Origin of the sequence: Microcystis sp. M179S2, assembly GCF_020245805.1 — a bacterium.
GTDB lineage: Bacteria > Cyanobacteriota > Cyanobacteriia > Cyanobacteriales > Microcystaceae > Microcystis > Microcystis aeruginosa.
In genome coordinates this window covers 1-22,722 of record NZ_JADBUE010000034.1, presented here as the reverse complement: position 1 = coordinate 22,722, position 22,722 = coordinate 1, and the positions used below count along the sequence as shown (strand labels likewise).

Annotated in this window: 28 protein-coding genes, 1 tRNA gene and 1 pseudogene; 20 read left to right on the top strand and 10 right to left on the bottom strand. The window is 43.8% G+C overall.

What is annotated here, in order from left to right; genetic code table 11:
- Nucleotides 1–83 precede the first annotated feature (83 nt).
- From IM500_RS01970 to IM500_RS01950, 5 genes are all read left to right on the top strand, one after another.
- Nucleotides 84–800: a DUF433 domain-containing protein gene (locus IM500_RS01970; protein WP_002760746.1), complete on the top strand. Its 717-nt coding sequence runs from the start codon at nucleotides 84–86 to the stop codon at nucleotides 798–800.
- A complete protein-coding gene (locus tag IM500_RS01965; protein WP_190358692.1) occupies nucleotides 797–1,219 on the top strand; it encodes a PIN-like domain-containing protein in 423 nt (140 codons plus the stop codon). The genes IM500_RS01970 and IM500_RS01965 overlap by 4 nt, the downstream gene beginning before the upstream one ends.
- A 253-nt stretch (nucleotides 1,220–1,472) precedes the next feature.
- Nucleotides 1,473–1,709, top strand: coding sequence for a 50S ribosomal protein L28 (gene rpmB / locus IM500_RS01960; protein WP_002732080.1), 237 nt, complete (start codon nucleotides 1,473–1,475; stop codon nucleotides 1,707–1,709).
- Nucleotides 1,710–1,853: 144 nt separating this feature from the next.
- On the top strand, nucleotides 1,854–2,120 hold the full coding sequence (gene psaK, locus IM500_RS01955; RefSeq protein ID WP_002760753.1) for a photosystem I reaction center subunit PsaK: 267 nt from the start codon (nucleotides 1,854–1,856) through the stop codon (nucleotides 2,118–2,120).
- 162 nt (nucleotides 2,121–2,282) lie between these two features.
- The gene (locus tag IM500_RS01950) at nucleotides 2,283–3,419 is read left to right on the top strand and encodes an amino acid ABC transporter permease (RefSeq protein ID WP_190719045.1); all 1,137 of its coding nucleotides are present in this window, start codon (nucleotides 2,283–2,285) and stop codon (nucleotides 3,417–3,419) included.
- 77 nt (nucleotides 3,420–3,496) lie between these two features.
- Here IM500_RS01950 and IM500_RS01945 read toward each other — a convergent pair whose 3' ends face one another.
- Both IM500_RS01945 and IM500_RS01940 read right to left on the bottom strand, forming a co-directional pair.
- Nucleotides 3,497–3,742, bottom strand: coding sequence for a ssr2422 family thylakoid membrane protein (locus IM500_RS01945; protein ID WP_002749050.1), 246 nt, complete (start codon nucleotides 3,740–3,742; stop codon nucleotides 3,497–3,499).
- A 58-nt stretch (nucleotides 3,743–3,800) separates the two neighbouring features.
- Entirely contained in the window at nucleotides 3,801–4,976 is a 1,176-nt protein-coding gene (locus tag IM500_RS01940) for a DUF4336 domain-containing protein (protein ID WP_287737527.1), read from the bottom strand.
- Nucleotides 4,977–5,034: 58 nt separating this feature from the next.
- Here IM500_RS01940 and IM500_RS01935 point away from each other — a divergent pair, with 58 nt between their 5' ends.
- The 5 genes from IM500_RS01935 (at nucleotide 5,035) to IM500_RS01915 (ending at nucleotide 7,930) form a co-directional block, all read left to right on the top strand.
- A complete protein-coding gene (locus IM500_RS01935) occupies nucleotides 5,035–6,297 on the top strand; it encodes a YcjF family protein (RefSeq protein ID WP_190719037.1) in 1,263 nt (420 codons plus the stop codon).
- 391 nt (nucleotides 6,298–6,688) lie between these two features.
- The gene (locus tag IM500_RS01930) at nucleotides 6,689–7,003 is read left to right on the top strand and encodes a DUF433 domain-containing protein (protein ID WP_190719034.1); all 315 of its coding nucleotides are present in this window, start codon (nucleotides 6,689–6,691) and stop codon (nucleotides 7,001–7,003) included.
- Nucleotides 7,004–7,354, top strand: coding sequence for a DUF5615 family PIN-like protein (locus IM500_RS01925; RefSeq protein WP_190358697.1), 351 nt, complete (start codon nucleotides 7,004–7,006; stop codon nucleotides 7,352–7,354).
- Nucleotides 7,355–7,413: 59 nt separating this feature from the next.
- Nucleotides 7,414–7,686 carry a BrnT family toxin gene (locus IM500_RS01920; protein ID WP_190719031.1) on the top strand — a complete coding sequence of 91 codons (273 nt, stop codon included), beginning with the start codon at nucleotides 7,414–7,416 and terminating at the stop codon, nucleotides 7,684–7,686.
- On the top strand, nucleotides 7,673–7,930 hold the full coding sequence (locus IM500_RS01915; RefSeq protein ID WP_002793495.1) for a hypothetical protein: 258 nt from the start codon (nucleotides 7,673–7,675) through the stop codon (nucleotides 7,928–7,930). Before IM500_RS01920 ends, IM500_RS01915 begins: the two co-directional genes overlap by 14 nt.
- Before the next feature lie 75 nt (nucleotides 7,931–8,005).
- On the opposite strand, the gene cdd is transcribed toward IM500_RS01915, so the two are convergent.
- Nucleotides 8,006–8,407 carry a cytidine deaminase gene (gene cdd, locus IM500_RS01910; RefSeq protein ID WP_190719029.1) on the bottom strand — a complete coding sequence of 134 codons (402 nt, stop codon included), beginning with the start codon at nucleotides 8,405–8,407 and terminating at the stop codon, nucleotides 8,006–8,008.
- Nucleotides 8,406–8,607: pseudogene (locus IM500_RS01905) on the bottom strand (helix-turn-helix domain-containing protein); the annotation flags it as partial. The pseudogene IM500_RS01905 and the gene cdd, both read right to left, overlap by 2 nt.
- 219 nt (nucleotides 8,608–8,826) lie before the next feature.
- On the opposite strand from IM500_RS01905, the gene IM500_RS01900 reads away from it, so the two are divergent.
- Complete coding sequence (locus IM500_RS01900) at nucleotides 8,827–10,716, top strand: RNA/DNA-binding domain-containing protein (RefSeq protein WP_190719026.1); 1,890 nt, start codon at nucleotides 8,827–8,829, stop codon at nucleotides 10,714–10,716.
- Nucleotides 10,717–10,771: 55 nt separating this feature from the next.
- Here the strand turns inward: IM500_RS01900 and IM500_RS01895 are convergent, their stop codons facing one another.
- The 3 genes from IM500_RS01895 to pheS all read right to left on the bottom strand — a co-directional run bounded on the left by IM500_RS01895 (nucleotide 10,772) and on the right by pheS (nucleotide 13,327).
- Nucleotides 10,772–11,890 carry an NAD(P)/FAD-dependent oxidoreductase gene (locus IM500_RS01895; RefSeq protein ID WP_287737526.1) on the bottom strand — a complete coding sequence of 373 codons (1,119 nt, stop codon included), beginning with the start codon at nucleotides 11,888–11,890 and terminating at the stop codon, nucleotides 10,772–10,774.
- A 74-nt stretch (nucleotides 11,891–11,964) separates the two neighbouring features.
- The gene (locus tag IM500_RS01890) at nucleotides 11,965–12,309 is read right to left on the bottom strand and encodes a DUF4870 domain-containing protein (RefSeq protein WP_080754337.1); all 345 of its coding nucleotides are present in this window, start codon (nucleotides 12,307–12,309) and stop codon (nucleotides 11,965–11,967) included.
- Nucleotides 12,310–12,322: 13 nt separating this feature from the next.
- Complete coding sequence (gene pheS, locus IM500_RS01885; RefSeq protein WP_287737525.1) at nucleotides 12,323–13,327, bottom strand: phenylalanine--tRNA ligase subunit alpha; 1,005 nt, start codon at nucleotides 13,325–13,327, stop codon at nucleotides 12,323–12,325.
- Nucleotides 13,328–13,568: 241 nt separating this feature from the next.
- Here pheS and rbp point away from each other — a divergent pair, with 241 nt between their 5' ends.
- Nucleotides 13,569–13,865, top strand: a complete 297-nt coding sequence (rbp, locus tag IM500_RS01880) for an RNA-binding regulator (protein WP_190719018.1) — start codon at nucleotides 13,569–13,571, stop codon at nucleotides 13,863–13,865.
- A gap of 437 nt (nucleotides 13,866–14,302) precedes the next feature.
- Nucleotides 14,303–14,467 carry an Asl3888 family RNA-binding protein gene (locus IM500_RS01875; RefSeq protein WP_002733784.1) on the top strand — a complete coding sequence of 55 codons (165 nt, stop codon included), beginning with the start codon at nucleotides 14,303–14,305 and terminating at the stop codon, nucleotides 14,465–14,467.
- Here IM500_RS01875 and IM500_RS01870 read toward each other — a convergent pair.
- The gene (locus tag IM500_RS01870; RefSeq protein ID WP_287737524.1) at nucleotides 14,464–17,163 is read right to left on the bottom strand and encodes a CBS domain-containing protein; all 2,700 of its coding nucleotides are present in this window, start codon (nucleotides 17,161–17,163) and stop codon (nucleotides 14,464–14,466) included. The two genes, IM500_RS01875 and IM500_RS01870, sit on opposite strands and share 4 nt — an antisense overlap.
- Before the next feature lie 113 nt (nucleotides 17,164–17,276).
- On the opposite strand from IM500_RS01870, the gene IM500_RS01865 reads away from it, so the two are divergent.
- The 7 genes from IM500_RS01865 (at nucleotide 17,277) to IM500_RS01835 (ending at nucleotide 21,334) form a co-directional block, all read left to right on the top strand.
- Entirely contained in the window at nucleotides 17,277–17,732 is a 456-nt protein-coding gene (locus IM500_RS01865; RefSeq protein ID WP_287737523.1) for a CopD family protein, read from the top strand.
- Nucleotides 17,733–18,094: 362 nt separating this feature from the next.
- The gene (gene psbZ, locus IM500_RS01860; protein ID WP_002732865.1) at nucleotides 18,095–18,283 is read left to right on the top strand and encodes a photosystem II reaction center protein PsbZ; all 189 of its coding nucleotides are present in this window, start codon (nucleotides 18,095–18,097) and stop codon (nucleotides 18,281–18,283) included.
- Between the two features lie 171 nt (nucleotides 18,284–18,454).
- Nucleotides 18,455–19,000 (top strand): 6,7-dimethyl-8-ribityllumazine synthase, encoded by a 546-nt coding sequence (gene ribH, locus IM500_RS01855; RefSeq protein WP_287737522.1) that lies wholly within the window; start codon nucleotides 18,455–18,457, stop codon nucleotides 18,998–19,000.
- A 55-nt stretch (nucleotides 19,001–19,055) separates the two neighbouring features.
- The gene (locus IM500_RS01850) at nucleotides 19,056–19,355 is read left to right on the top strand and encodes a hypothetical protein (protein ID WP_190719008.1); all 300 of its coding nucleotides are present in this window, start codon (nucleotides 19,056–19,058) and stop codon (nucleotides 19,353–19,355) included.
- Nucleotides 19,356–19,425: 70 nt separating this feature from the next.
- Nucleotides 19,426–19,497: transfer RNA gene (locus tag IM500_RS01845), tRNA-Gly, on the top strand.
- 171 nt (nucleotides 19,498–19,668) lie between these two features.
- Nucleotides 19,669–20,076: a hypothetical protein gene (locus IM500_RS01840; RefSeq protein ID WP_012266165.1), complete on the top strand. Its 408-nt coding sequence runs from the start codon at nucleotides 19,669–19,671 to the stop codon at nucleotides 20,074–20,076.
- 10 nt (nucleotides 20,077–20,086) lie between these two features.
- Entirely contained in the window at nucleotides 20,087–21,334 is a 1,248-nt protein-coding gene (locus tag IM500_RS01835) for a glutamate-5-semialdehyde dehydrogenase (protein WP_061432145.1), read from the top strand.
- 207 nt (nucleotides 21,335–21,541) lie between these two features.
- Here the strand turns inward: IM500_RS01835 and IM500_RS01830 are convergent, their stop codons facing one another.
- Nucleotides 21,542–22,348, bottom strand: a complete 807-nt coding sequence (locus IM500_RS01830; protein ID WP_190719005.1) for an MlaE family lipid ABC transporter permease subunit — start codon at nucleotides 22,346–22,348, stop codon at nucleotides 21,542–21,544.
- A gap of 173 nt (nucleotides 22,349–22,521) precedes the next feature.
- The coding region (locus IM500_RS01825) for a hypothetical protein (RefSeq protein WP_287737521.1) at nucleotides 22,522–22,722 on the bottom strand (201 nt) is incomplete at its 5' end.

The following is a 22,722-nucleotide window of genomic DNA, read 5'->3' as shown; positions in this document are numbered from 1 at the left end:
CCTATCCTCAAGGATACCAAAATTAGCTAGAATGAAATAATAGGCGATAATCTCATCCCAACAACTTCACCAAAATATTAACGATGGTCAAAGCATCATCTCCCTTATCTCTAGAGCATCTCTATCATGTTCCCACCTACACTATAGCCGATACTGCGCGCTATCTCCATATTCCTTTGCCCACTCTGAGAACGTGGGTACGAGGACGCACCTACCCCACTAAAAAAGGACAAAAAGAGTTTTTACCCCTCATTCAACGACCTAATCCGAATATTCCGCAACTTTCCTTTACTAACTTAGTGGAAGCGCACGTTTTAAGAGTTATTCGCAAAGTTCATAACATCCCTCTCGATAAAGTTAGACTTGCCCTAGACTATATTAGTGAACAATTTAACACCGATCATCCTCTGGTTCAAAAACAATTTAGTACCGATGGAACTGACCTTTTTATTGAACAATTTGAACATTTAATTAATGCCTCCCGTTCGGGACAATTGACGATGAAACAATTCTTAAATAATCTCTTAACTCGTATTGAATGGGATGAACAAGATATCGCCACACGGCTTTTTCCCACTATCGACATAAATGGGGAAGACTTCAGCAATAAAGTCCTAAAGATAGACCCTAATATTTCCTTCGGAAAACCCGTGATCACAGGAACAGGAATTCCCACTAAAGTTGTCACAGAACTTTATGATGCGGGGGACTCTATAGAAGATATTGCCAATGATTATAATTGTCAACCTTGGCAAATTGAAAAAGCGATTTTATTCGAGTGCAATTGGCAAGCGGCATGACCTATCAATACACCTATTTTATCGACCGCGCTTTAGGAAAATCTATCGGTGAAGCTTTGCAAGAAATAGGGGTTAAAATTGAATTTCATCATGCCCATTTTGCCCCAGATGCACCGGATACGGAGTGGCTACCTATTGTTAGTCAAAGAGGATGGATAGTATTAACTAAAGATGTAAACATTGGTAGAAATATTTTAGAAGTTCAACAGATAGCCCGTTATCAGGCTCAAGTATTTGTTTTAGTTTCTGGTAACTTACCTCGTCAAACCATGGTTAATATTTTTGTCGAAACAATCGATAAAATCGAAAAAATAATTCAAGGTAATCAAGCCCCTTTTATCGCCAAAATATACCAAGATTTTCAAGTAAAATTGTGGAAAAATAAAAATGAATTAACCAGAATAATAGAAACTATGTAAAACTTATTAAAATATTTTTTATTCAGTAAAAAATTACAGCTAAATTTGTTGACAATATTCTCACCATTACCTTTGATGCAATTGTCGAAATTGTCTGAGCAGTGAACCGGTTTAATCAACTTCTTAATCCCCCCACTTGCTGTTAAATTTATCTCCGTTCACTTCACCCAGGGGAAGGGGGGACTTCTGGCGAGATTTGAGTTAAACTAGAAAGGTTGACTATTGACAAACATCGATCGCACAGGAGTAAATTATGTCTAGAGTCTGTACTATGACGGGGAAAAAGGCCAATAACGCCTATGCGGTGTCCCACTCCCACCGTCGCACCAAAAAATTACAAGAAGCTAACCTACAATGGAAAAGAGTTTGGTGGTCGGAAGGCAACCGTTGGGTAAAACTACGCATCTCCACCAAAGCTATCAAAACCATTGAAAAGAAAGGATTAGCCGTCTTCGCTAGAGAAGTAGGCTTAAACTTGAATTTGTACTAAGCGAGTAGTTCATAAGTGGAGACGAATCGGCCTTATTGTTGACTCCTCTGCTTTTGATTATTAAGTATTGCAACAGGGCGTGATGTGGGGTGAAAACTACCTTTAAGATTAAAAACTTAAAACGACCTGTTCAGGAGAATTTCAATGTATTCAACCCTATTAATGGCCGCTACCGCCGTACAAGGTTCCAGCGAATGGAGTCCCAAAGTGGCGATTGTCATGATTATCTGCAATATTCTCGCTATTGCTTTCGGTAAAGCGACTATTCAACAACAAAATGTCGGTCCTGCTTTACCTTCCCCCGCTTTATTCGGTGGTATGGGATTAGGCGCTTTACTGGGTACTACCAGTTTTGGTCATGTCCTCGGTGCCGGTGTCATCCTCGGTCTTTCCCGTCTGGGAGTTATCTAAATATGTTTTGATTTTCTCAATCGGTGGCCAAAAGTCACCGATTTCTTTTGTTAAGTACCTAAGCAAAATTAATTACACATATCTAACCACCTCTTGCCTCTTACCTTTTGCCTTTTGCCTTTTGCCTATCCTAACCAAGAAATTAATTTTGCACGACTACTTATGACTTTACCTCAAAAAAATTCTTTTTGGTACGATGAGCGATTTCAGAAGATTTTTCTACAGGTAATTATTCTGCTAATTGTCTGCCTAATTTTCTGGTTTTTTGGTCGCAATTTAGTGATTAATTTCCAACGCTTACGCTTAAGTTTTGGCTTTGGCTTTCTCTTTGATCCTGACCGACCAGCCTCTTTTGCTATTGGTGACTCTCCTATTGCCTACAGTCCCACCGATACCTATTTTCGCGCTCTTTTGGTGGGATTAGTTAATTCCCTCCGCATTATGATTACTGGCATATTTTTGGCGATTAGTCTGGGAATAGTCATCGGGTTAGGTCGTTTGTCGGATAATTGGTTAATTCGTCAGTTAGCAACAATTTATGTGGAAACTATTCGCAATACTCCTCTATTATTACAATTATTTTTCTGGTATTTTGCTGTATTTCTGAAACTGCCGAAGATTGAGGACTCTCTAGAGTTTTTTGGCAGGGTATTCTTAAATAACTCAGGAGTCTATTTGCCTTTCCCCGCTAATAGTTTCAGGACATGGTTAGCCTTATTTATCATTGCTTTAGGAATAATTATCTCAGTATTTTTATACCTAAAAAATAAACTTAGTTTATGTCTAACTAGCCTAATACTCCTAGTTATAATTCCTCTAATCTGGGGTTTACAATGGCAAAGTCCCCAAGTTAATACTCTTAATCAAAATATTGACTTCGGTTTACATCTTTCTTCCGAGTTTGCTACTCTCCTAATCGGTTTAACTGTTTATACAGCCGCCTTTATTGCGGAAACGGTACGGGGAGGGATTCAATCGGTTAATCGGGGACAATGGGAAGCAGCTAAAGCCTTGGGATTAAAACCTTTATTAGTGATGAGATTAGTAATTTTTCCCCAAGCTTTGCCAGTGATTATTCCTCCTTTAACTAATGAATGTTTAAACCTGGTTAAAAACTCTAGTTTAGCGATCGCTATTGGTTATAATGATATTTATGCTATCTCTAGTACCATCGCTAATCAGACAGGAAAAGCTCTAGAAATGTTAATAGTAGTTATGGCCACCTATTTATTCTTTAATCTGGTGATTTCCTTGACTATGAATCAATTAAACAAACGGGTAAAAATTCAGGAAAGGTAGGGTGTGTTAGCGAGCGCGTAACGCACCGAATCGCACCAAAAGGTAGCCTAACGCACCAGAATTTAGCGATAAATTAATTAATGAGCATTACCAGAATATAAAGCGGTGATAATTGCTGTCACCGCAGGACTAAGACTAGATAAAACTACCACAGAAGCGGTGGCAATGATGATAGTAGTAGCCATTCTCACCATACCATCTGTACCTTTTTGATAGGCATCAAATTTATATTCTAAGCGGTCAACTTTTTGACCAAGTTCTTCTCGCAATTGAATCAACGCTTCTCTGATGTCATCATTACTGGGATTTTCGGGAATTTGCATGACCTTGATTAGCAATCAACTAACAACCGCATATATTATAGCAGTTCTTAGCCATAAATTACAATTTTTTATCAGGAGGAGGAGTCAATCGCCAGCGCACTAAAAAACTATCAATACTTTCTAAACATTCCAAGTCATCTTTAGGTAAATAAGAATCTTTTAACAAGAAAGAAAAAGCCTGCTGAAACTCTTGACTATCAGCTTGAATCGGACTAGCAAAATGACAAGGAATAACCTGTTTAATCGGCCATTGGCAAATTCGCTCAACCCATTGACTAACCTCGTCAGTAGTGCGATTAAGAATCAAAGTTTGCAAAATGGGTGCTACTATTAACCTCCCCTCTCGACGCAAATTTAAAAAAGTCTTTTGCCAATCATCACCCCATTGAAAAGGGAATAAACCAAAATAGGCTTTTTTACTCTTTTCCTGAGCAGTAAAAGCATCTCGAAAGACCTTAATCCAATTGGGAACAGCTAAAACAGCAGGTTGAAAATAAAGAGCAAAAAGACAAATTCTTTGCCAACCCCGACGGCGATTTTCTGGGGTATCCTCCACCAAATCCTTAGCACTATTTTTAGCGTGAAACAGCAGGGGATAGGGGTCTAATTCTAAAATAGCGGGAGGATTTTCTGGGATAGAAATAATTCCATCAGTCAGCAGCAGAGTTTGAGAGTAGTGATGAAAAAAAGCCACTTCCGAGAAGTATCCCACATTCAGATCAATTGCGGGTAAAATTTCATAACTAAAATCTTTTCCTAAAGGAGTGGTTGCCGAGTCAGCAGGTAAAATTTCTGTTCGTTTTGCCGGTAAACCCAACCAACTCAAAGGTAAATTAAGAGGAAAACTCCATTGATTAGGAGCAACATAAACTATAGCCTTAGGAAAATAACGGGCAAAAGGACCGACAAAAACCTTATGTTCAATCCCAGAAATCGTCGGCAAAATAATATATTTAACTTCCCCGTGTTCACCTTCCAACTCACGCATTAAGCGAATACATTCCGGAGTCGGGGCCACTGGTGCATAAACAAATAAACCCCCAGATGCTAACCTAATTACCGTCATGCGAATCGGCACGACCACATAAAAAATACCCTGCAATTGCTCAAATGTCCAGAGCGTATCTTGCACCACTTCTTGGCGAATTGTCCGTCTTTGACCGTAGGGATAAAGTGGTACAATTGGCCAAAAAGGCCATGATAAATCTTGCGGAGTTATTGCGGCTTTTGTCATCGTCTGATTCTATGGCTGAAAATCTCTATTTTAGTTATCATAAACCTTTCTAATCCCCATGACTGATAAACTGCCCATTGATTCTTTGGTCAATACTTGGAATAGTCTCACGGGGGAAGTGATGAAAAGACTCCCCATCGACCAGTTGACTAATACTGTCCTCCAGTGGTTTAGTGTTAGTGACACTCAAGTGGCGGAAATTTTAGAAAAAGTCCGTCAAGAATTACCCACCACCGAGGCGCTGTTAATCGGCAAACCCCAAACGGGAAAAAGTTCGATTATTCGGGGAATAACGGGAGTTTCGGCGGAAATCGTCGGGCAGGGTTTCCGTCCCCACACCCAAAACACCCAGCGCTACACCTACCCCGCGGAAGACTTACCCCTGTTGATTTTTACCGATACGGTGGGGTTAGGGGATGCCTATCAACACACAGACAGGGTAATCGCGGAATTATTAGCAGATTTAGCCGAAAATACGGGACGCGCCCAAGTTTTTATCCTGACGGTAAAAATTGATGATTTTGCCACCGATAGCCTTCTGGAAATTACCAAACAACTGCGGCAAAAATATCCTAAAATCCCCTGTTTACTGGCTGTCACCTGTCTTCATCAGCTTTATACTCCTAATACCGTTGATCATCCCCCTTATCCTCCCGATTGCGAGGATATCAATCGCGCCTATCAAGAAATTAAAGAAACTTTTAAGGATTTATACGACAATTCTGTGCTAATAGATTTTACCCTAGAGGAAGACGGTTATAACCCCGTTTTTTACGGTTTAGAGGCATTTAGAGACAATTTAGCCGATTTATTGCCAAAAGCCGAGGCTAACACCATCCACCAACTTTTAGATCGGGAAACCAGCAATAAATTAGGCAATCTCTATCGGGACGTGGCCCGACGCTATATGTTAGCCTTTTCCGTCATAGCGGCGACCTTGGCGGCGATTCCCTTACCCTTAGCGACTATGCCCGTGTTAACCGCCCTACAAGTGTCAATGGTGGGTGTTTTAGGCAAATTATACGGTCAAGTGTTAACCCCATCCCAAGCCGGCGGAGTTGTCAGTGCGATCGCTGGCGGCTTTTTGGCCCAGGCCATCGGTCGGGAATTGGTGAAATTTATCCCCGGTTTTGGCAGTGTGATCGCCGCTTCTTGGTCTGCTGCCTATACCTGGGCCCTAGGAGAGGGCGCTTGTGTCTATTTTGGCGATTTAATGGGGGGTAAAAAACCCGATCCTAAGAGGATTCAAAGGGTGATGAAAGAGGCTTTTTCTGCTGCCCAAGAAAGATTTAAAAATGTCGCTACGGGAGGAGATAATTGATCGGTATTCAAAGAATATAGTCATTTCAGATAAATCTGATACACTCTAGAGCGACGGGAAAATATCTTAAGAATTTGTGGTATGTAGATATAGATTCGTCCAGTGTCCGAGGGTGAACCGACTAATAACAGTTATCAGTTAGACGTTTTCAGTGCAATACCGAAGGCACTGCCTAATACTGTGCCGAGCTTGTAGTATATTAACTAAGTGTAATGCGTCTCTTGAACGGGAAACGGCTTTGCTGATTTTAAGTATGAATTGTCCCCTAGACAATTTTTCAAACCTAGTCCTAAGCGTTGGTTGTGGATAGGATTCACAATTAGCATCCATATCTTGATCCAGCAACGCCTAAAACTGTTAGAATAGGTCAAATCAATTAACTAGAGGCCCTATGTTAGCTCTAACCTATCCACACATAGAAAAAAGTGACGACCAACCCGCACATTTACAAAGATTACCGCGTATCCGCGTTGCTCAAATTGTCATGGACTACATCGCCTATGGTTGGTCCGTAGAAGAAATCTGTCGTCAACACCTTTATTTAACCCCAGCCGAAGCTCATGCAGTCATGGGTTACTATTTTGACCATCAAGAAGAAATTGACCAAGAAATCACAATGGAATGGCAACAAGTACAAGAAAATATGACTAATCAAGCTGCCAAGTCGCCTTTTTATATTCGTATGAAAGCCAAAGGGCTACTGTAAATGACTATTGCTTTGTACATGGATGTTCACGTTCCCCAGGCAATTACCGAACAGTTGCGTCGCCGAGGCATAGATGTATTAACAGCATTTGAAGACGGAACCGAACAACTACCTGATGATCAACTTTTGCTAAGAGTAACTGAGCTTAAGCGCATTCTCTTTACCCAAGACATTCGCTTTAGAGTTTTAGCCGAAACTTGGCAAGTAAAAGGCAAACCGTTTTCAGGTTTAATTTTTGGTCATCAACTTGGAGGCACTATTGGTCAATTTGTCAAGGATTTAGAATTGATTGCTAAGGCTTCTGAACCAGATCTATGGTTCAATACAGTTGAATATATTCCGTTCAAGTAATAGACAAAACATATCAAAAATGTGCCATCAGTTTCGGTAAGTAGCAGTATAATGGCTTTATGCAGTTTGACTGGGATAAAAATAAGGCAGAACGCAATCTATCAAAGCACGAAGTCTCATTTGAGGAGGCAAAAACTGTTTTTGATGATCCTCTCTATGTTGACTTCTACGATCCAGAGCATTCTGAAGATGAGGATCGTTATCTTCTCGTTGGACAGTCAAACCGAGGACGATTGTTGATTATATCCTATACCGAAAGGGATAACTTAATACGCCTCATTAGCGCAAGAGAAGTGACAAAAACCGAGCGAGAAACCTATGAACAGGGATAAGTCAGGAATGGAAGATGATTTACGGGCAGAGTATGACTTCAAGAGCCTTCGAGTCAGAAAGTTAGGCCCTGGAAGAAAAAGTTTTGGTGGAGTTACTGTACGGTTAGAACCTGATGTCGCAGAAATGTTTCCTAGCGCTGATGCAGTTAATGAGGCACTACGATTCTTAATTAGAGTGATGCGAGATAATCAGGCTCTTGCTCCAACGGCAGCGGCTAAAAATTCAGAGGTAGCCGAAGATTAAAACGATTGCTAAATAGTCAAAAGTGCCTCAAGGCGATAGCGTTGTAGTACCTTGAACCCTATACTTTACCCACAGTTAAAAACGAAAGGAAAAAGGCAGTAAATCCGAGAGATTAAAACGATAATTTTGCTGAGTTCCACAGATAATAATCTCCGCTTGCGGCGCTAATTCGGCTATCCATTGACGACAGGCTCCGCAGGGAGTTAACTGACTAATATCATCCTTCCCATCGATACAGGCTATAGCGATCGCCCGTACTTCTCGATCGCCCGCTGCGACTATTTGCGCTAAAGTTGCCCTTTCCGCGCACAAACTCAAGCCATAACTAGCGTTCTCTACATTAGTACCAGCATAAATCTTTTTATTTGTCAAGACCGCTGCCCCCACCCGAAAACGGGAATAGGGAGAATAGGAAAGTTTCGCCACTTCCCGAGCAGTGTCACAGAGTTGTTGTCTTTCTTGGTCAGATAGGGTCATCGGCTAGATAGCATCCGAGGCAACTTTGATTACTTCTTAATTATCCCTTTGGTCGTGCTTTGATGACATCCGAGCAAGACGGCCATTTGCCGTTGAGATAAATTTCCCTCTTGACTAGGTTGGTAGAGCAAGTTTCTTTGTTCTATGTTAAGGTGTTGGGGGCTTAGTTTTTGGGATTTGTTGTTGCATTGAGCGGACAATACCTCATGAGCCTTTCTCTGTCAACTCTTAAGGAGTCGTGGGTTTCATTTTTGAGTTGGCGATTTAAGATCAGTTTTGTTTAAGTATCTTTTACCATGACTTCTACATCGAACTTTCAGCCGACGATAGTCTCAGAGTTTTAGCCGACCTCGAACTCAGCCTAGTTGCTCATTTTCACAGCAAAAACTGCATCCATAAATTTATCGCCGAATTTTAGCATGGAAATTGACACACTACTGCAGCAAATTGATATTGGAGAAGACCAAGAATATGAGTTTAAATCAGCCGAGGGAGGCTTGCCAAAAGACATTTGGGAAACTCTTTCAGCTTTCGCTAATACCGATGGCGGTTACATTATTTTGGGTGTTAGCGAAAAAAAACCTAGATTAGAAATTACAGGAGTGCGTAACCCTAAAAATCTTCAACAAGAGTTTTGGGATAACCACAACAACCGACAAAAACTGAATATATCTATCTGTTCTAATTCAGACGTAGAAGTAAAAAAGATTAATGAATATCAGCTTCTCATTATTCATATTCCTAGAGCTACCCGAACTCAGCGTCCTGTATATATTAACAATAACCCAATGACTGGTACATATAAGCGAAATTATGAGGGAGATTATCGCTGTCATAAGGAGGAAATAGAGCAAATGTTTCGCGATGCCAGCAATGAACCTCAAGATTTTCAAGTTTTAGATAATTTTAATCTCAACGATATTGATCCTGATACTCTGAAAGTATTTCGCCAACGGTTCAGCAATCGCGAACCCGATCATCCTTGGTTAGCATACAATGATCAACAATTACTCCATCAGTTAGGAGGATGGCGACGAGATAGAAATTCTAGCAAAGAAGGATTAACTGTAGCGGGTTTACTCATGTTTGGACGAGAACGCAGTATTTTAGATGCTTTCCCCCATTATAGTCTCGACTATCAGGAAAAATTATCTGATGATCCTGAAAAAAGATGGACATATCGCTTAACTCTTGATGGTAAATGGGAAGCTAATTTACTTAACTCTTATTATCGTGTTTATGGCAGATTAATTAATAATTTAGATGTTCCTTTTCAATTAGACAAAGATGCCGTTCGTAAAGATGAAACCCATGTTCATGAAGCTTTAAGAGAGGCTTTAGTTAATACTTTAATCCACGCCGATCACCAGTCGTCACGGCCTATAAAGGTGGTAAAATCTATCGATGGCTATCTGTTTTCTAATCCCGGTCGTCTGAGAATTCCCCTACAGCGTCTCTATGAAGGCGGTACTAGCGATCCTCGTAATCCTCATCTACAAAAAATGTTTCAAATGCTCGGATTAGGTGAAAAAGCTGGCTCTGGATTTGGGAAAATTCTTCGTGCTTGGAAAGAACAACAATGGTTGAGTCCCCTAGTTTCGGAAAAACTTGACCTAGAAGTTACATCTGTTAATTTACCGATGACAAGTTTTATTCCCGAAGCAGTTGAAGTGGAATTAAAAAGGATTATCGGGGATGCTTACCGTCAGTTAGGTGATCTTGATAGGATAATATTAGTATTAGCGCATCAGTTTGAGGAAATTAGTAATACTGACATTCAGCGTTATCGATCAGAACATCCCAGAGATATTAGCGAACGCCTTCGTAATTTAGTTCAAAATGGCTGGTTACACCAGTCAGGTAAGTGTCGGGGAACACGCTACACCCTACCGAACCAGAATTTTTCAGCGCAACTTTCTCTATTACCAAGCTCCGAACATTACCCACCAAGCTCCGAACATTACCCACCAAGCTCCGAACATTACCCACCAAGCTCCGAACATTACCCACCAAGCTCCGAACATTACCAACAGTTAGAGGCAATTGCTGAACCCATACGCAGAAAAGGCCGCATTAGTAAAGACTCGGTACGAAAAGTGATTCTTGAACTATGCTCCCAACAATATCTACCCCTCGGAACATTAGCTCAACTGCTCGGAAGAGAACCTGATACTATTCGTAATCACTATGTCAACCCGATGATAGATGAGGGATTGCTGGAGCTTAAACACCCCCAACTAAGGAACCATCCTCAACAAGCTTATCGAACAGTATCTCGATCGCATTTCCTATCAGCGCAAGATGAGTAAACACCCGCTCCTCAAATCCGAGAGATTAAGGGGACTACATCGGCAAGCCACTAATTTAGCGATCGATAGCTAACTTATCACTTAACATTTCCCTGACGATTTTAGCGGTAGCGGGGGCTAATAAAACCCCGTTGCGGTAGTGTCCCGTGGCCAGAATAACGTTATCGTATCCGGGCAAATATTCGATGATGGGAGCGGATTTTTTCTCCGGTCGCGGTCGCTTACCGGACCAAGTACGCACGATCGCACCCGCAGCCAAAGAGGGACAAAAAGTGATCGCTTTTTGATACACTTGTTCTAATAAGGCAGTATCGGCGATAATTTCGCCCTTTTCGTCCATAAATTCCACCGTTGCCCCAATCCAGTATTCCGATCCAGCCAAAGGCAGAATATGCAGGTCATTTCCTGTTAAAATCGGCTTAAAATCGGAACTTTCTAAGGGTTGCGTCAATTTTATCTGTAAAGCTTGCCCTAAAACCGGTCGGATTTCCACTGGATGGGTAAGAGTTTCGGTTAAAGCAGTAGAACCAATTCCCGCACAAAGAATCAAAGAGTCGGTTTCCTCTATACCATTGGAACTATAAACCTGGGTGCATTGCCTCACATTAGAGCCTTGAAGCTCTGTCTTCCCGAAATTTTCAACTTTTACCCCAAATTGACATTTTACCCCCCTTCTTGCCGCAGCAGCGACGAGAGACTCCGTGAGCAGGGCCGGATTAATTTGATGATCCCTGGGAGAATAGATAGCACCCTGGAGATGATCGCTGGCCACTTGGGGACATTTTTGGTTTAAAGTCTCTTTATCCCAGATTTCTAGACAATATCCCTGTTCTTGGCGGATTTGGGCTAACTTGCGCCAATTTTCTTCGTCTTCGGCACTCGATCGCAGTAGGACAATACCATCACGGTTACAGGGAATAGTCAGTCCGGTGAGGGATTCTAGCTCAGGAAGGAGAGTTTCGTAACGTTTTAAACTTTCTTGCCGCAGTTTCCAGGCTCTACCTTTAGTTTTATGGCTGATAATCCCCATTAAAATCCCTAGGGCTGCCCCGGTTGCTCCTTGTCCTGGTTTTTTTTCATCGATGAGGGTAATTTCTAATCCTTCGATGGCACTTAATTCGTAGGCAATGGTGGCCCCCACTATCCCCGCACCGATGATGACAATTTTAGTCATAAACTCCAGAGGCTATTTTTCTAGTGGGAATAGGACTAAAAAAGGGTTGAACAGGTTTCAACCCCGATAATTAATTACAGAACCCGGAAAATAAAAGGATAACGGAAAACCTTATAGGCATCTTTCCAGACTTGCAGGATAGCAAGAATGGGGAGAACAATGTTCACCACAGCAAGAATCGGTAAGAGCAAATAACCGATTAAAACCCAAACCAGAATCCCAGCAATTAGGTAGTATAACCACATATTCAGGTGAAAGTTTAAAGCTTCTTTGGCGTTTTCCTTCACCGTTCCATCATCAGAAATGAAATAAATAGCTAAGGGAATCCCCACCGATACCAGCGTAGCACTCAAAAAGATCGAAGCATGACAAGCCACGGATAGGAGTCTTTTTTTGGTTAAATCTTCACTCATGACCATCGGGTTTATCCCCCTAAAATTGGCGGAGAAAGCGGATATCGCTATTATAACAACGGCGAATATCGTCTATCTCATGTAATACCATAGCAAATCTTTCCACGCCAAAACCAGCAGCAAAACCCGTATAGATTTGGGGGTCATAACCGACTGCTTTTAAGACATTGGGATCCACCATACCACAGCCCATCACCTCCAACCATTTGCCTTTCCACTGCACATCTACCTCGGCCGAGGGTTCAGTAAAAGGGAAGTAGGAAGCGCGGAATTTAACCGGTAAATCGGCCCCAAACATTTGCTTAAGAAATTCTTTAATTGTTCCTTTCAAATCCGTAAAGGTTAATCCCCGGTCCACCGCTAATAATTCCACTTGATGGAAAACCGCGGAATGGGTTGCATCCACGGTATCGCGACGATAAACGCGGCCCGGGGCCACAATCCGAATCGGGGGTTCGTGACTTTCCATGTAGCGAATCTGCACCGGGGAGGTATGGGTCCGCAATAAACGACCATCACTCAAGAAAAAAGTATCCTGCATATCCCGGGCCGGATGGTCAGCAGGGATATTTAAAGCCTCAAAATTATAATAATCGGTTTCTACCTGCGGCCCGGTGGCGATGCTGTAACCCAGACCGACGAAAATATCGATCATGCGATCAACTGTGCTATTTAAGGGGTGAATTCGCCCTAAAGGACGGCTAAGAGCAGGTAGGGTGACATCGAGGGTTTCCGCCGCTAATTTCGCCTTAATTTGGGCATTCTGGAGACTTTCTCGCTGGGATTCCAGCAGCGATTGTACTAATTCTTTGACCTCATTAGCGATCGCACCTAATCGCGGTCTCTCTTCGGGGGTTAATTTGCCCATTTCGCGTAAAATCTGCGATAATTCTCCTTTCTTACCGAGATAATTCACCCTTAGCTGTTCTAAGTCTTCTAGGGTTGTTGTTTGTTCGATGGAATTTTCCGCTTTCGCTGCCAGGGTTTTTAGGGCAGTTTCGATCGGATGGGGGGATAAACTCATAATTAGGGCATTTTATAGGGCAGCATTCTAGTCTAGTTTATCTGCTCCCGTGGCGAGACAGGCAGAATCGAGCAAAGCTAATAGCTATGTGCTAGGATGGAAGTCGAGAATAAAAGTCGGCACTGCGGCTCGTGGTCAGTATTAATGGTTAAAGCGTTTCTGTTTAGTATTGGTTCAGCTAGTTCCCGAAATCTTCGTTCTCTACAAATCTGTTGTTTTTATCGGTGCAAGGATAGGTTTTATGTCAATTTATGTTGGTAATCTCCCCTTCGAGGTTGACCAAGACGACGTAGTTGAGGTTTTTAAGGAATATGGTGCAATTAAGCGCGTTCACCTCCCCATGGATCGGGAAACGAAAAGAAAACGCGGGTTCGCTTTCGTGGAAATGGAAACCCCAGAGCAAGAATCGGCCGCTATTGCCGCTCTTGACGGCGCTCAATGGATGGGACGAGAATTAAAAGTCAATCAAGCTCGCGAAAAAGAACCCAGATCTTCCTTCGGCGCTGGCGGCGATCGCAATCGGGAGCGTCGCTACTAATCCCCGACCGTAACCATTCTAGGTGATCGGAAATTTGGGTTGAAAACCCCGTCCTTTTAGGACGGCTTTGTGCGAGAATGTTTGTCGGTGGTTCCGAGCGTGAGAACGTGAGGAAACAGGTTAAACGTCCTACTCCGTGATCTGAAAATTTCTAACAGTCAATGGTGTTCAATTAAGTCCAAACTGTAAGAACGCAAAACAATTAAATACTGTGGGACACACAGAAATTTACGCTTGGGGAGTAGTCCATAAGAGTGCTTGCCTTATCGGTGTAGTCGGACTAGACATGAAACCGTAAGACCAAAATTAGCGTTGCTAGTGGAGGCAGGATTCAGCCCAAGAATCTCCGCACTTTTAGGGCGGAGAGTGTCAATGTCAACAGGGGAAGCGAGCGCTCGTTTCCCCGCTTGTCTATCTAATATCCCAAGGAGATTCTTGTGGCTAAACGTCGTAATTTGAAAAAAGAAAAAGCTGAACGCAACCGCGCCTACGCGCGTCAATTCCGGGCTGCCTCTAATCGTACCACCACCAGAGGAGGTAGAGGCGGTTATTCCAGCGATCAAAGACAATCTTCGGAAAATGAAGGGGCAGCCGATACCTAATCTGCTGACTTAGTTAATCTAGCAATAAAAGCCATAGCCTCGCTTTTATTGCTGACTATTCCATCTAAAGTCGCCCCCAACACCGCCGCAAGTAACGATTTAAACTGGGGACCGGGTTGATAACCCAAAGCTTTTAGGTCATTGCCGTCGATAGGAGCCTCGATCTGCGACCATTTAGTTAAATATTGCCAGATTAAAGCCCGCATCCTAGTCTCACTCCTCACCGCCACCAGTAACAAACTAGGAACCTTATAACCATTGAAAAAGCTGACGATTTGACTAACGGGTCGATCATAAGCAAAATTATTGCTAATCTCCCTTTCCATAACTTCTAGTTTTTGTAAACGCCCCACACTATCTTTGGGCAATTGTAAATTATTAGCGATCGCTATTCTTTCCCCCACAGCCAGAGAAGCGATTAATAATTCCAACCGCATTAACCAAGCATTCACCAGCAATTCCAGACTTAAACAATCTAACCAACGACTGAGACAGCGCAATTGTCGCCATAAAGCCCGATTTAAACTTAAATCCCCGTGTAAACAGTGCAAAGCCCCCAAATCGGCCAACTTTTCTAAGGCACTTTCCCAGTAATCCGCCTCTAAAATATAATTCAACTCCGCTTTTAAACGAGACTGTAAAGCGGGTGCATTCTGATTTTGTTGCCGTGAGCGCTCATAAACTCCACTTTCGATCGCATACCTAATATAGCTTTCTGTCAAGGGTTCAATAACAAATCCTAACCGAGTGGCAAAACGCACCGCTCGATAGATGCGCGTCGGATCCTCGATAAAACTATTAGCGTGGAGAACCCGGATTTGTTGGGCGCGTAAATCCAACATACCGCCAAAAAAGTCGAGTAATTCCCCCTCTTTCGGCGAAGTTAGGCGAATTGCCAGAGCATTAATCGTAAAATCCCTTCTATACAAATCCTGTCGAATCGAACTAGCCTCCACTTGGGGATTGCTGGCAGGATAGGGATAGAATTCCGTGCGTGCCGTGGCGATATCCACCCATAACGAGCCAAAACGCTCATCTTTGTGCCATAACAAAGCCGCCGTCTGAAATTCCCCGTGAATCGATAACCGGGCCCCCGGATAAATTTCCTGTAAACAATTAGCCAACTCCACCCCTGCACCCACACCGGCGGCGCGATGGCAGCCATCCACCACTAAATCGATATCCTGTAACAATAAAGTATCCCTTTCTGTGGCTAACAATAAATCCCGCACCGCACCCCCAACCAGATAGAGATGCCAACCGCGTTTTTGAGCGGCAGCGGCGGCAGCTTGCAGGAATGACCATAAAATCGGCTCTAAACGCTCTTTAATCGTCGGTAAAAGACAGGAAACCAAAGCAACCCCTTCAAAACGCACCCGCTCATTTTGATGAATCTGTCTTAATACATCTGTACGAGTGACGATACCGACTAACTGCCCATTTTCTAGTACAGGTAAACGCCCCAAATCGTACGTTACCATCAGCGACTCGATTTCCTGAAGGGAAGTGTCGGGGGTAATAGTTTTCGGATTACAAGTCATGTATCCCTTCACGGGAGAGCGAGAAAAGCCGTGATGGAGAGCTAAATCGAGGTCACGACGAGAAATCACCCCAACTAAGCGATCCTGCTCATCTACCACCGATAAACCCGAATGGCCGTAACGGAAAAGGATGCGCTCGGCTTGAGATATGGAAGTATCGGGACGAATTGTCCGCACCGGAGAAGACATTAAATCCCTAGCGGTGGGAGAAGGGGGAATTTGAGCAATTAAGTCCCCCAGTAGTTGGTTTAACTGTTGAACTGGCTGAACATCGCGAAAACTCACCGAAGCGGCCTGAGCATGACCACCGCCGTTATAGGGGGAAAAAAGCCGATATAGATTCACCCCATCGATTCTAGAGCGACCGATCACGGTTAAACGCTGTCGGGAATTATCTTCCTCGTCTTTACTATAACTATGGGCAAAAAGTAGCGCATCACTATCGGATAATTCCAGCAGGCGCTCGGCCACACTAGACAAACCCGGGATAAAATCGGCAGTATGGAGGAGAACGTGGGCGATTTTACGGTCATGGATCGTTTTAATCTCTAGATTTTCCCAAGCAAGGCTAAATAACTCCTGTAAGCGCGGGGAAAAACTCGGTTGACAGTATTGGGCGATCGTTTTAATGTTAGCAGCACAGGTCATTAACCAAGCCAAAGCATAGGCATCCCTGGGGGTACTACCGGCAAAAGTCAGGGAACCCGTGTCAACGTGAATACCGAGTGCCATTACCGTCGCTGCCATCGAGTTTGGTTTAATCTGGGCTTTTTGTAAAGCTTCGACAATTAAAGTCGTGGTGGCTCCCACTGCTTCTAAATGGACGCTAGAGGCATGAATATCGCTTTCACTATCTAAATGATGATCATACAATTCGATCGCCTGTAAATGCCCTAAATCGAGCCACTGGGAGGCTTTTCCCAGACGCTCTCGCCACTGATTATCAACGATAATTAAAGAGCGAATACGGGCCGGATTGACACTACGCAGTTCAATTAAAGCGAATTCATCCCGATGCAGGGCCAAAAATTCCCTCACCGTCGGGTGCGCTCCCCCCGTTAACACAATGCGACTACCCGCTTTCAGCAACGATAAACCCACCGCTGCCCCCAAAGCGTCAAAATCCGCCGTTTGATGACATAAAATTAAATCCATATTTTTTAGTAAGGAGAAGTTATCGGGATTTTTTCTGTATCTATTGTTACTAAATGCTCGGAAATAGCCGAGCCAAGAACTATAAGTTAGCAAATCTTGACTGAGAGAAACCGATGTTGTTCAAAATTTTAGTAATTCTCCACACCCTAGGGGCGACCGTCTGGGCCGGTGGTCATTTATTGTTGGCAGTCACCGTTCTACCCCAGGCCCTCAAAAACCGAGAACCAGACCGAATTCGTCAATTTGAGCAATATTTTGAAGGTTTTGGGTTATCTGCGCTATTGTTGCAGGTAATAACAGGCCTAGGACTGACTTGGATTTATTTGCCCGTTTTTCGTGATTTTTGGTCATTTGATAGTTTTTTATCGGTTTATATAGGCATTAAGTTAGCTTTACTGCTATTAACTCTCATCTTGGCCCTTCATTCCCGCTTTTTTCTCATTCCTAAACTGAGCGAGGAAAACTTAAATTTCCTCGCCCTGCACATAGTCGCCGTCACCACTCTAGCAGTATTGTTCGTCATTTTTGGCGCTGGCATCCGTTTGGGGGGCTTGACCATTAGCTTTTAGCAGTTCAGCAGTCTGGAGACCTTTCTAGGCTAGGTTTGGCGAAAACGCGAAAATACTGTAATCTGGGCAAGGGATTACAGGGAGTCACTTCCCCCACCTAACCCTTACAATCCTGCTTTTGACAAGGATGGAGACATCAAAAAAATTTTAGAACCCGCTGCGGCTGGGTAGTCAGTGGCAGTAAAATTAAAATGCTCGTGGATTCAGTCTGACAGGGATATCTCCTGGGAACCCCTGATTCAGAGAGGACTTAGAGGAAGGATCGTCCAGTTAAGTTGAGTGGAAGCGAGGCTCTTCCATACAAGTATCAAATCTGGGAGAATTATCTAAATAAACATCAACTGCTTTAGGAGAACCCAATCATGTCTATTGTTTTTCAATTTTTTCTCATTGCCTTAGTTTTATTTTCCTTGCTGATGGTGATTGGTGTCCCCGTTGCCTATGCTTCCCCCCAAAACTGGGATCAATCGAAACCCCTTCTCTATGTGGGTTCGGCAATTTGGGCGATTTTAGTGGTTGCCGTCGCTATTTTAAACTTTTTAGTGATTTAGCCTTGATCAGGAGATGGGAGACAGGAGGAGATAGGGTGATAGGGTTTTGGGGTGATAGGGTGATGAGACAGCTTACCCACTACCCCACTACCCCACTTCCCCACTTCCCCACTACCCCACTTCCCCACTACCCCACTTCCCCACTTCCCCAACCCCTATCCCCTTCTACCTATGACTGTTTTTGAGGGAAATTTTACCGAGGACATATCCTCTTTGCGCTTTGCGGTCGTGATTGGTCGTTTTAACGATCTCGTCACTGATAAACTGTTATCAGGCTGTCAAGACTGTCTGAAGCGTCACGGGGTTGATGTCAATCCCGATGGCACCCAAGTCGATTATATCTGGGTACCGGGTAGCTTTGAAGTGCCAATGGTAGCCCGTCAAGTCGCCCTTTCCCACCGTTACGATGCCGTCATTTGTCTAGGGGCAATTATTCGCGGCCAAACGCCCCATTTTGATTACGTTGCCGCCGAGGCTGCTAAGGGTATTGCTGCGGCCGCTTTTCAGACAGGTGTTCCCGTTGTCTTCGGTATTCTCACCACTGATACCCTACAACAGGCCCTCGAACGGGCCGGTATAAAAAGTAATTTGGGCTGGAATTATGCCCTATCTGCCCTAGAAATGGCTAGTCTCATGCGTCAATTGCGCCCCCGGAATGAAGATAAACCCCTAGAATTATTGGAAAATAATCCCCAACAGGCACTGATGGAAGGCTAAGAAAATTCCCCCGGCATTTAGGATTTTAGTTGTCCCCACTCCCGGAGTTCCACTGATGAGCGAAGCTGAACAGAACAAATATATTAACCAACTCAGACGGCAATTAGTCAACGCTGTCGAGAGAATCAAGACTCTGGAATTAGATTTAGAACCAGAGGGGCGGATTACGGAAGCTTTTGACGCTATGGAACGGCATATAGATGAAAAATTCGCCGCAGTGGCTGAAAAATTCGCCGCCATTGACAAGCGCTTTGATCGTTTGGAACATCAGTTCAACCGACTACAGGCTAAGATAGAAGTGGTTCTCGAAGCTATTACCGGTTTGGGGGATTTGCCAGAAGATGAATCATTGTAAAAAAATGCTCCAAACTACTTGACAAATGCTCTGAGATTTGGCACACTTATAGAAGTGTAAAAAAAAGCTTGCGGGCATAGCTCAGTGGTAGAGCGTCACCTTGCCAAGGTGAATGTCGCGCGTTCGAATCGCGTTGCCCGCTTGAAAAAATCTTGAAATATACCTTAAGGTCAGGATGAATAATTTAGGGATATCCCTTAAGATGGGAATTACCCGTGAGCAATAGGGTTGAGAATTTTGGGCAACCGTTGAATACCTTAGCCATTGACCACGAGCGACTAAAAACAACCGTTTATAAACAAAAATTTAGCTTGTGCGACCGCATAAATATACCAAAATCGACCAACACCAAGACTATCCTTGTCCCTGTCGTCGGAAAGGGACATTATGCCCGATTTTATTGACCGATGCCTTTGGCTGCGATCGCTGTCAACAGATATTTGTGGTACAGGAAAACGGCCAAATTATCGAACAATTAGCCCCCCACTATCCCTATAAACGCACTTGGCGCTGGACGGGATTTCGTTGGGTGAGTACGAATCAGCGCCTTGGGGAAGGAGTCTTGCCCCTGATGATGGGGATAATTCTGTTATTATCGGTCGTCTGGCTACCGTTAATCTTGAAATCACCGCCGGGGGTAAGCGTGATTTTTGGGGCAATTCTAGTTATGCTATTAGTTATTTTGCCCGCATTCATCTTTTGGTTAGCCTATCGACGCTAGACAAGAATCTATGATCGAAAGTTCCCCCAAAACCCCCCCGACGATCTTTAAGCAAGCATACAATGCTTTTCTGGATCTGGGTCAATTCAATGGCAACGAAAGAAATCGCGGGGTAATCGCGATCGCTAATGGCATTAAAACTGGCTTTGATCGCATTTTAGAAGCCAATACCCTCGATTTAGAGGTCAGTCGAGAGATGGCCGTCTCAGAACAAATGATTCGCTGGTTACGGTTAACTCCCGAACGTTTAGAGACGACGGTGGAGGTATTGCAACAACTAGCGGAAGCATCGGATCCGCTGCAACAGGTAATTAACGCGGCCTATCAACTTAATCCGTCCCAAACCTATTGCCAAAGGATGCCTTTAGGAGTGATTGCCTTAGTCTATGAAGGTTTTCCCGAATTAGCGATGGTAGCGGCGGGATTTTCCCTAAAAAGTGGCAATAGTTTGATTATTCGCGGTTCCAATGCCTCTAGTCATTCCGATGGAGTGATTACGGAAATTATCCAAGAAGCATTGGAGGATGTGGGTTTACCGGTGGATTGTGTTAGTGGTTTACCCTGTGATTCTAGTCCCTCCCTAGAGGAGTTGGTGACGCAGGAAAATTATGTTAATTTGATTATTCCCTACGGTCGCCCTAGTTTAATCGGTCAGGTGAGTCAATTGGCCACGGTTCCCGTTTTGCGCGCGGCCATGGGAAACTGTTATTTGTATTGGTCTCCTAGTGGCGATTTGGAGTTAGCCCGTCAGGTAATTATCGATAGTCATGGCAGCATACCAGATCCGGTTAATGCGATCGAAAAAGTTTTAATTAGTCCCCATCAGAATTCTTCGACTTTAAGTCGTTTGTTTAAAAGTTTGCAGGAAAAAGGCTTTAAATTGCGGGGAGATACCCGATTAGCGGCGGATTTTCCCGAACATTTAACCATTGCCACCGATAATGATTGGCAAAGACCCTATTTAGAAAAAACGGTGGCCTTTAGGTTAGTGGATACCCTCACTGATGCGATCGCTTGGATTAATAAGTATAGTAGCGGTCACGCGGATTGTATTGTCACCGAATCCTATCGAGAAAGTCGTCAATTCGCCATGGAGTCCGATAGTGCTTTAGTTTATATCAATTCTTCACCCCGATTTGATCGCAATCCCAAACAGGGAGAATCGGTATTTTTGGGCATTTCCAACCAAAAAGGCCAGCGCCGGGGGTTAATCAACCTAGAAACCTTTACCACCCTTAAACAGGTGGTGCAGGGGTAGTTTTGGTGAACTGGGTATTGTTAAGTTAGCTAGGGTTTGCGGCAAAAAGTTTTTCGTGGGGGTAGGGGTAGGGTTGATTCATGAATCAACCCTACGACATCGGGGGGGGGCGGGGGCAAGAGGCAAAAGGAGGAATAAATAATCAGTCTTTAATAACTGGATTTAGTATTAGAACAATGGCGAGAAAATGACAGTTTTTAACTGAAATTACTGTCCAAATAAAACCGAACTATTGCCAGATCCTTGGAACAAGATCCAGGTCATCAGCAGATTAGATACAAAAATCGCTAAGAGCATAGTGACTACGGCCGCGGTAGTAGCTTGGCCGACTCCTTTAGCACCGCCATCGGTCGTTAAACCCCAATTACAGCCGATAATCGCGATTAAAGCCCCAAAAACCACCCCTTTAACCGGTCCACTCAGCACATCTCCCACACCCAGAAAACCGCGAACCGAGTCGAGAAAAACTGAATTGGCAATTCCGTATAAACTTTCGCCGACCAGCAAACCGCTACCTAAACCGATCAGCAACGCCATAACACTCAAAGCGGGAACCATAAGACAACAGGCAATTAAACGGGGCAGCACCAGATATTCCACGGGATCGGTTTTGAGCATATAGAGTGCGTCGATCTGCTCTGTCACCTTCATGGTACCGATTTCCGCCGCAAAAGCCGATCCTACCCGACCGGCTACCACGATCGCCATCATAATCGGACAGAGTTCCCGACCGAGAGCAAGGGCCAAAATTCCCCCCACCATACTGCCAGCGCCCAAGGCTTGGAACTCCCGGGCCACTTGGATCGTAAAGATCATCCCGATCACCGCAGCCGTGATCATGGCGATAATCAGCGAGGCGGGCCCGGCTGCTACCATTTGTTCTTGGGTGACGCGCCAATCGGGTTGGCGCGTGAATAGGAAGTAAAAAACCCTGCCGGTCAATAGTACCGCTAACCAACAGCGCCGAAACCAAGAGCTTAATTCCTTGCTAAAAATCGCCAATAAATCCTTCATGGTCCCCAAAATCGATCGGACTAGAGAAAAGTCTATCCTGTTTTGTCTTCTAATACCAAATCCTGTTATAATAAAACGAGTAAAGACAAGGAGATAAAATGCCCAAGAAAGCTGACTTAGCCGAACATCTAAGTTCAGAGGAACTGATACTAAATCTGGTTATTAAAAACTGATTATTTATTCCCCCTTTTGCCTCTTGCCTGTTGCATGAGTGCCTCTCCTCTATAAGTAGGCTGGCTGAATAAATGTGAAATGTAGGCAAGGTAAGGGTTTTGTGGCTTTACGAGCGAAACAGGTGCAAGATTTTGAGAGAATCGTCGTTCAAAACCTTGCGTCTTCATCGGCCCGCGTCCTGTAGGGGCGAAGCATTCGGG

Excerpts from the sequence above, each read along its gene's own strand:
- IM500_RS01900 (WP_190719026.1), top strand. The coding sequence starts at position 8,827 with ATGGAAATTGACACACTACTGCAGCAAATTGATATTGGAGAAGACCAA.
- psaK (WP_002760753.1), top strand. The coding sequence starts at position 1,854 with ATGTATTCAACCCTATTAATGGCCGCTACCGCCGTACAAGGTTCCAGC.
- psbZ (WP_002732865.1), top strand. The coding sequence starts at position 18,095 with ATGTCTATTGTTTTTCAATTTTTTCTCATTGCCTTAGTTTTATTTTCC.
- IM500_RS01915 (WP_002793495.1), top strand. The coding sequence starts at position 7,673 with ATGAACAGGGATAAGTCAGGAATGGAAGATGATTTACGGGCAGAGTAT.
- IM500_RS01945 (WP_002749050.1), bottom strand. The coding sequence starts at position 3,742 with ATGCAAATTCCCGAAAATCCCAGTAATGATGACATCAGAGAAGCGTTG.
- IM500_RS01935 (WP_190719037.1), top strand. The coding sequence starts at position 5,035 with ATGACTGATAAACTGCCCATTGATTCTTTGGTCAATACTTGGAATAGT.
- IM500_RS01890 (WP_080754337.1), bottom strand. The coding sequence starts at position 12,309 with ATGGTCATGAGTGAAGATTTAACCAAAAAAAGACTCCTATCCGTGGCT.
- IM500_RS01925 (WP_190358697.1), top strand. The coding sequence starts at position 7,004 with ATGACTATTGCTTTGTACATGGATGTTCACGTTCCCCAGGCAATTACC.
- cdd (WP_190719029.1), bottom strand. The coding sequence starts at position 8,407 with ATGACCCTATCTGACCAAGAAAGACAACAACTCTGTGACACTGCTCGG.
- IM500_RS01965 (WP_190358692.1), top strand. The coding sequence starts at position 797 with ATGACCTATCAATACACCTATTTTATCGACCGCGCTTTAGGAAAATCT.
- IM500_RS01830 (WP_190719005.1), bottom strand. The coding sequence starts at position 22,348 with ATGAAGGATTTATTGGCGATTTTTAGCAAGGAATTAAGCTCTTGGTTT.
- IM500_RS01850 (WP_190719008.1), top strand. The coding sequence starts at position 19,056 with ATGAGCGAAGCTGAACAGAACAAATATATTAACCAACTCAGACGGCAA.
- rbp (WP_190719018.1), top strand. The coding sequence starts at position 13,569 with ATGTCAATTTATGTTGGTAATCTCCCCTTCGAGGTTGACCAAGACGAC.
- IM500_RS01870 (WP_287737524.1), bottom strand. The coding sequence starts at position 17,163 with ATGGATTTAATTTTATGTCATCAAACGGCGGATTTTGACGCTTTGGGG.
- pheS (WP_287737525.1), bottom strand. The coding sequence starts at position 13,327 with ATGAGTTTATCCCCCCATCCGATCGAAACTGCCCTAAAAACCCTGGCA.
- IM500_RS01950 (WP_190719045.1), top strand. The coding sequence starts at position 2,283 with ATGACTTTACCTCAAAAAAATTCTTTTTGGTACGATGAGCGATTTCAG.
- IM500_RS01920 (WP_190719031.1), top strand. The coding sequence starts at position 7,414 with ATGCAGTTTGACTGGGATAAAAATAAGGCAGAACGCAATCTATCAAAG.
- IM500_RS01865 (WP_287737523.1), top strand. The coding sequence starts at position 17,277 with ATGTTGTTCAAAATTTTAGTAATTCTCCACACCCTAGGGGCGACCGTC.
- IM500_RS01835 (WP_061432145.1), top strand. The coding sequence starts at position 20,087 with ATGATCGAAAGTTCCCCCAAAACCCCCCCGACGATCTTTAAGCAAGCA.
- IM500_RS01930 (WP_190719034.1), top strand. The coding sequence starts at position 6,689 with ATGTTAGCTCTAACCTATCCACACATAGAAAAAAGTGACGACCAACCC.
- IM500_RS01970 (WP_002760746.1), top strand. The coding sequence starts at position 84 with ATGGTCAAAGCATCATCTCCCTTATCTCTAGAGCATCTCTATCATGTT.
- IM500_RS01940 (WP_287737527.1), bottom strand. The coding sequence starts at position 4,976 with ATGACAAAAGCCGCAATAACTCCGCAAGATTTATCATGGCCTTTTTGG.
- ribH (WP_287737522.1), top strand. The coding sequence starts at position 18,455 with ATGACTGTTTTTGAGGGAAATTTTACCGAGGACATATCCTCTTTGCGC.
- IM500_RS01895 (WP_287737526.1), bottom strand. The coding sequence starts at position 11,890 with ATGACTAAAATTGTCATCATCGGTGCGGGGATAGTGGGGGCCACCATT.
- rpmB (WP_002732080.1), top strand. The coding sequence starts at position 1,473 with ATGTCTAGAGTCTGTACTATGACGGGGAAAAAGGCCAATAACGCCTAT.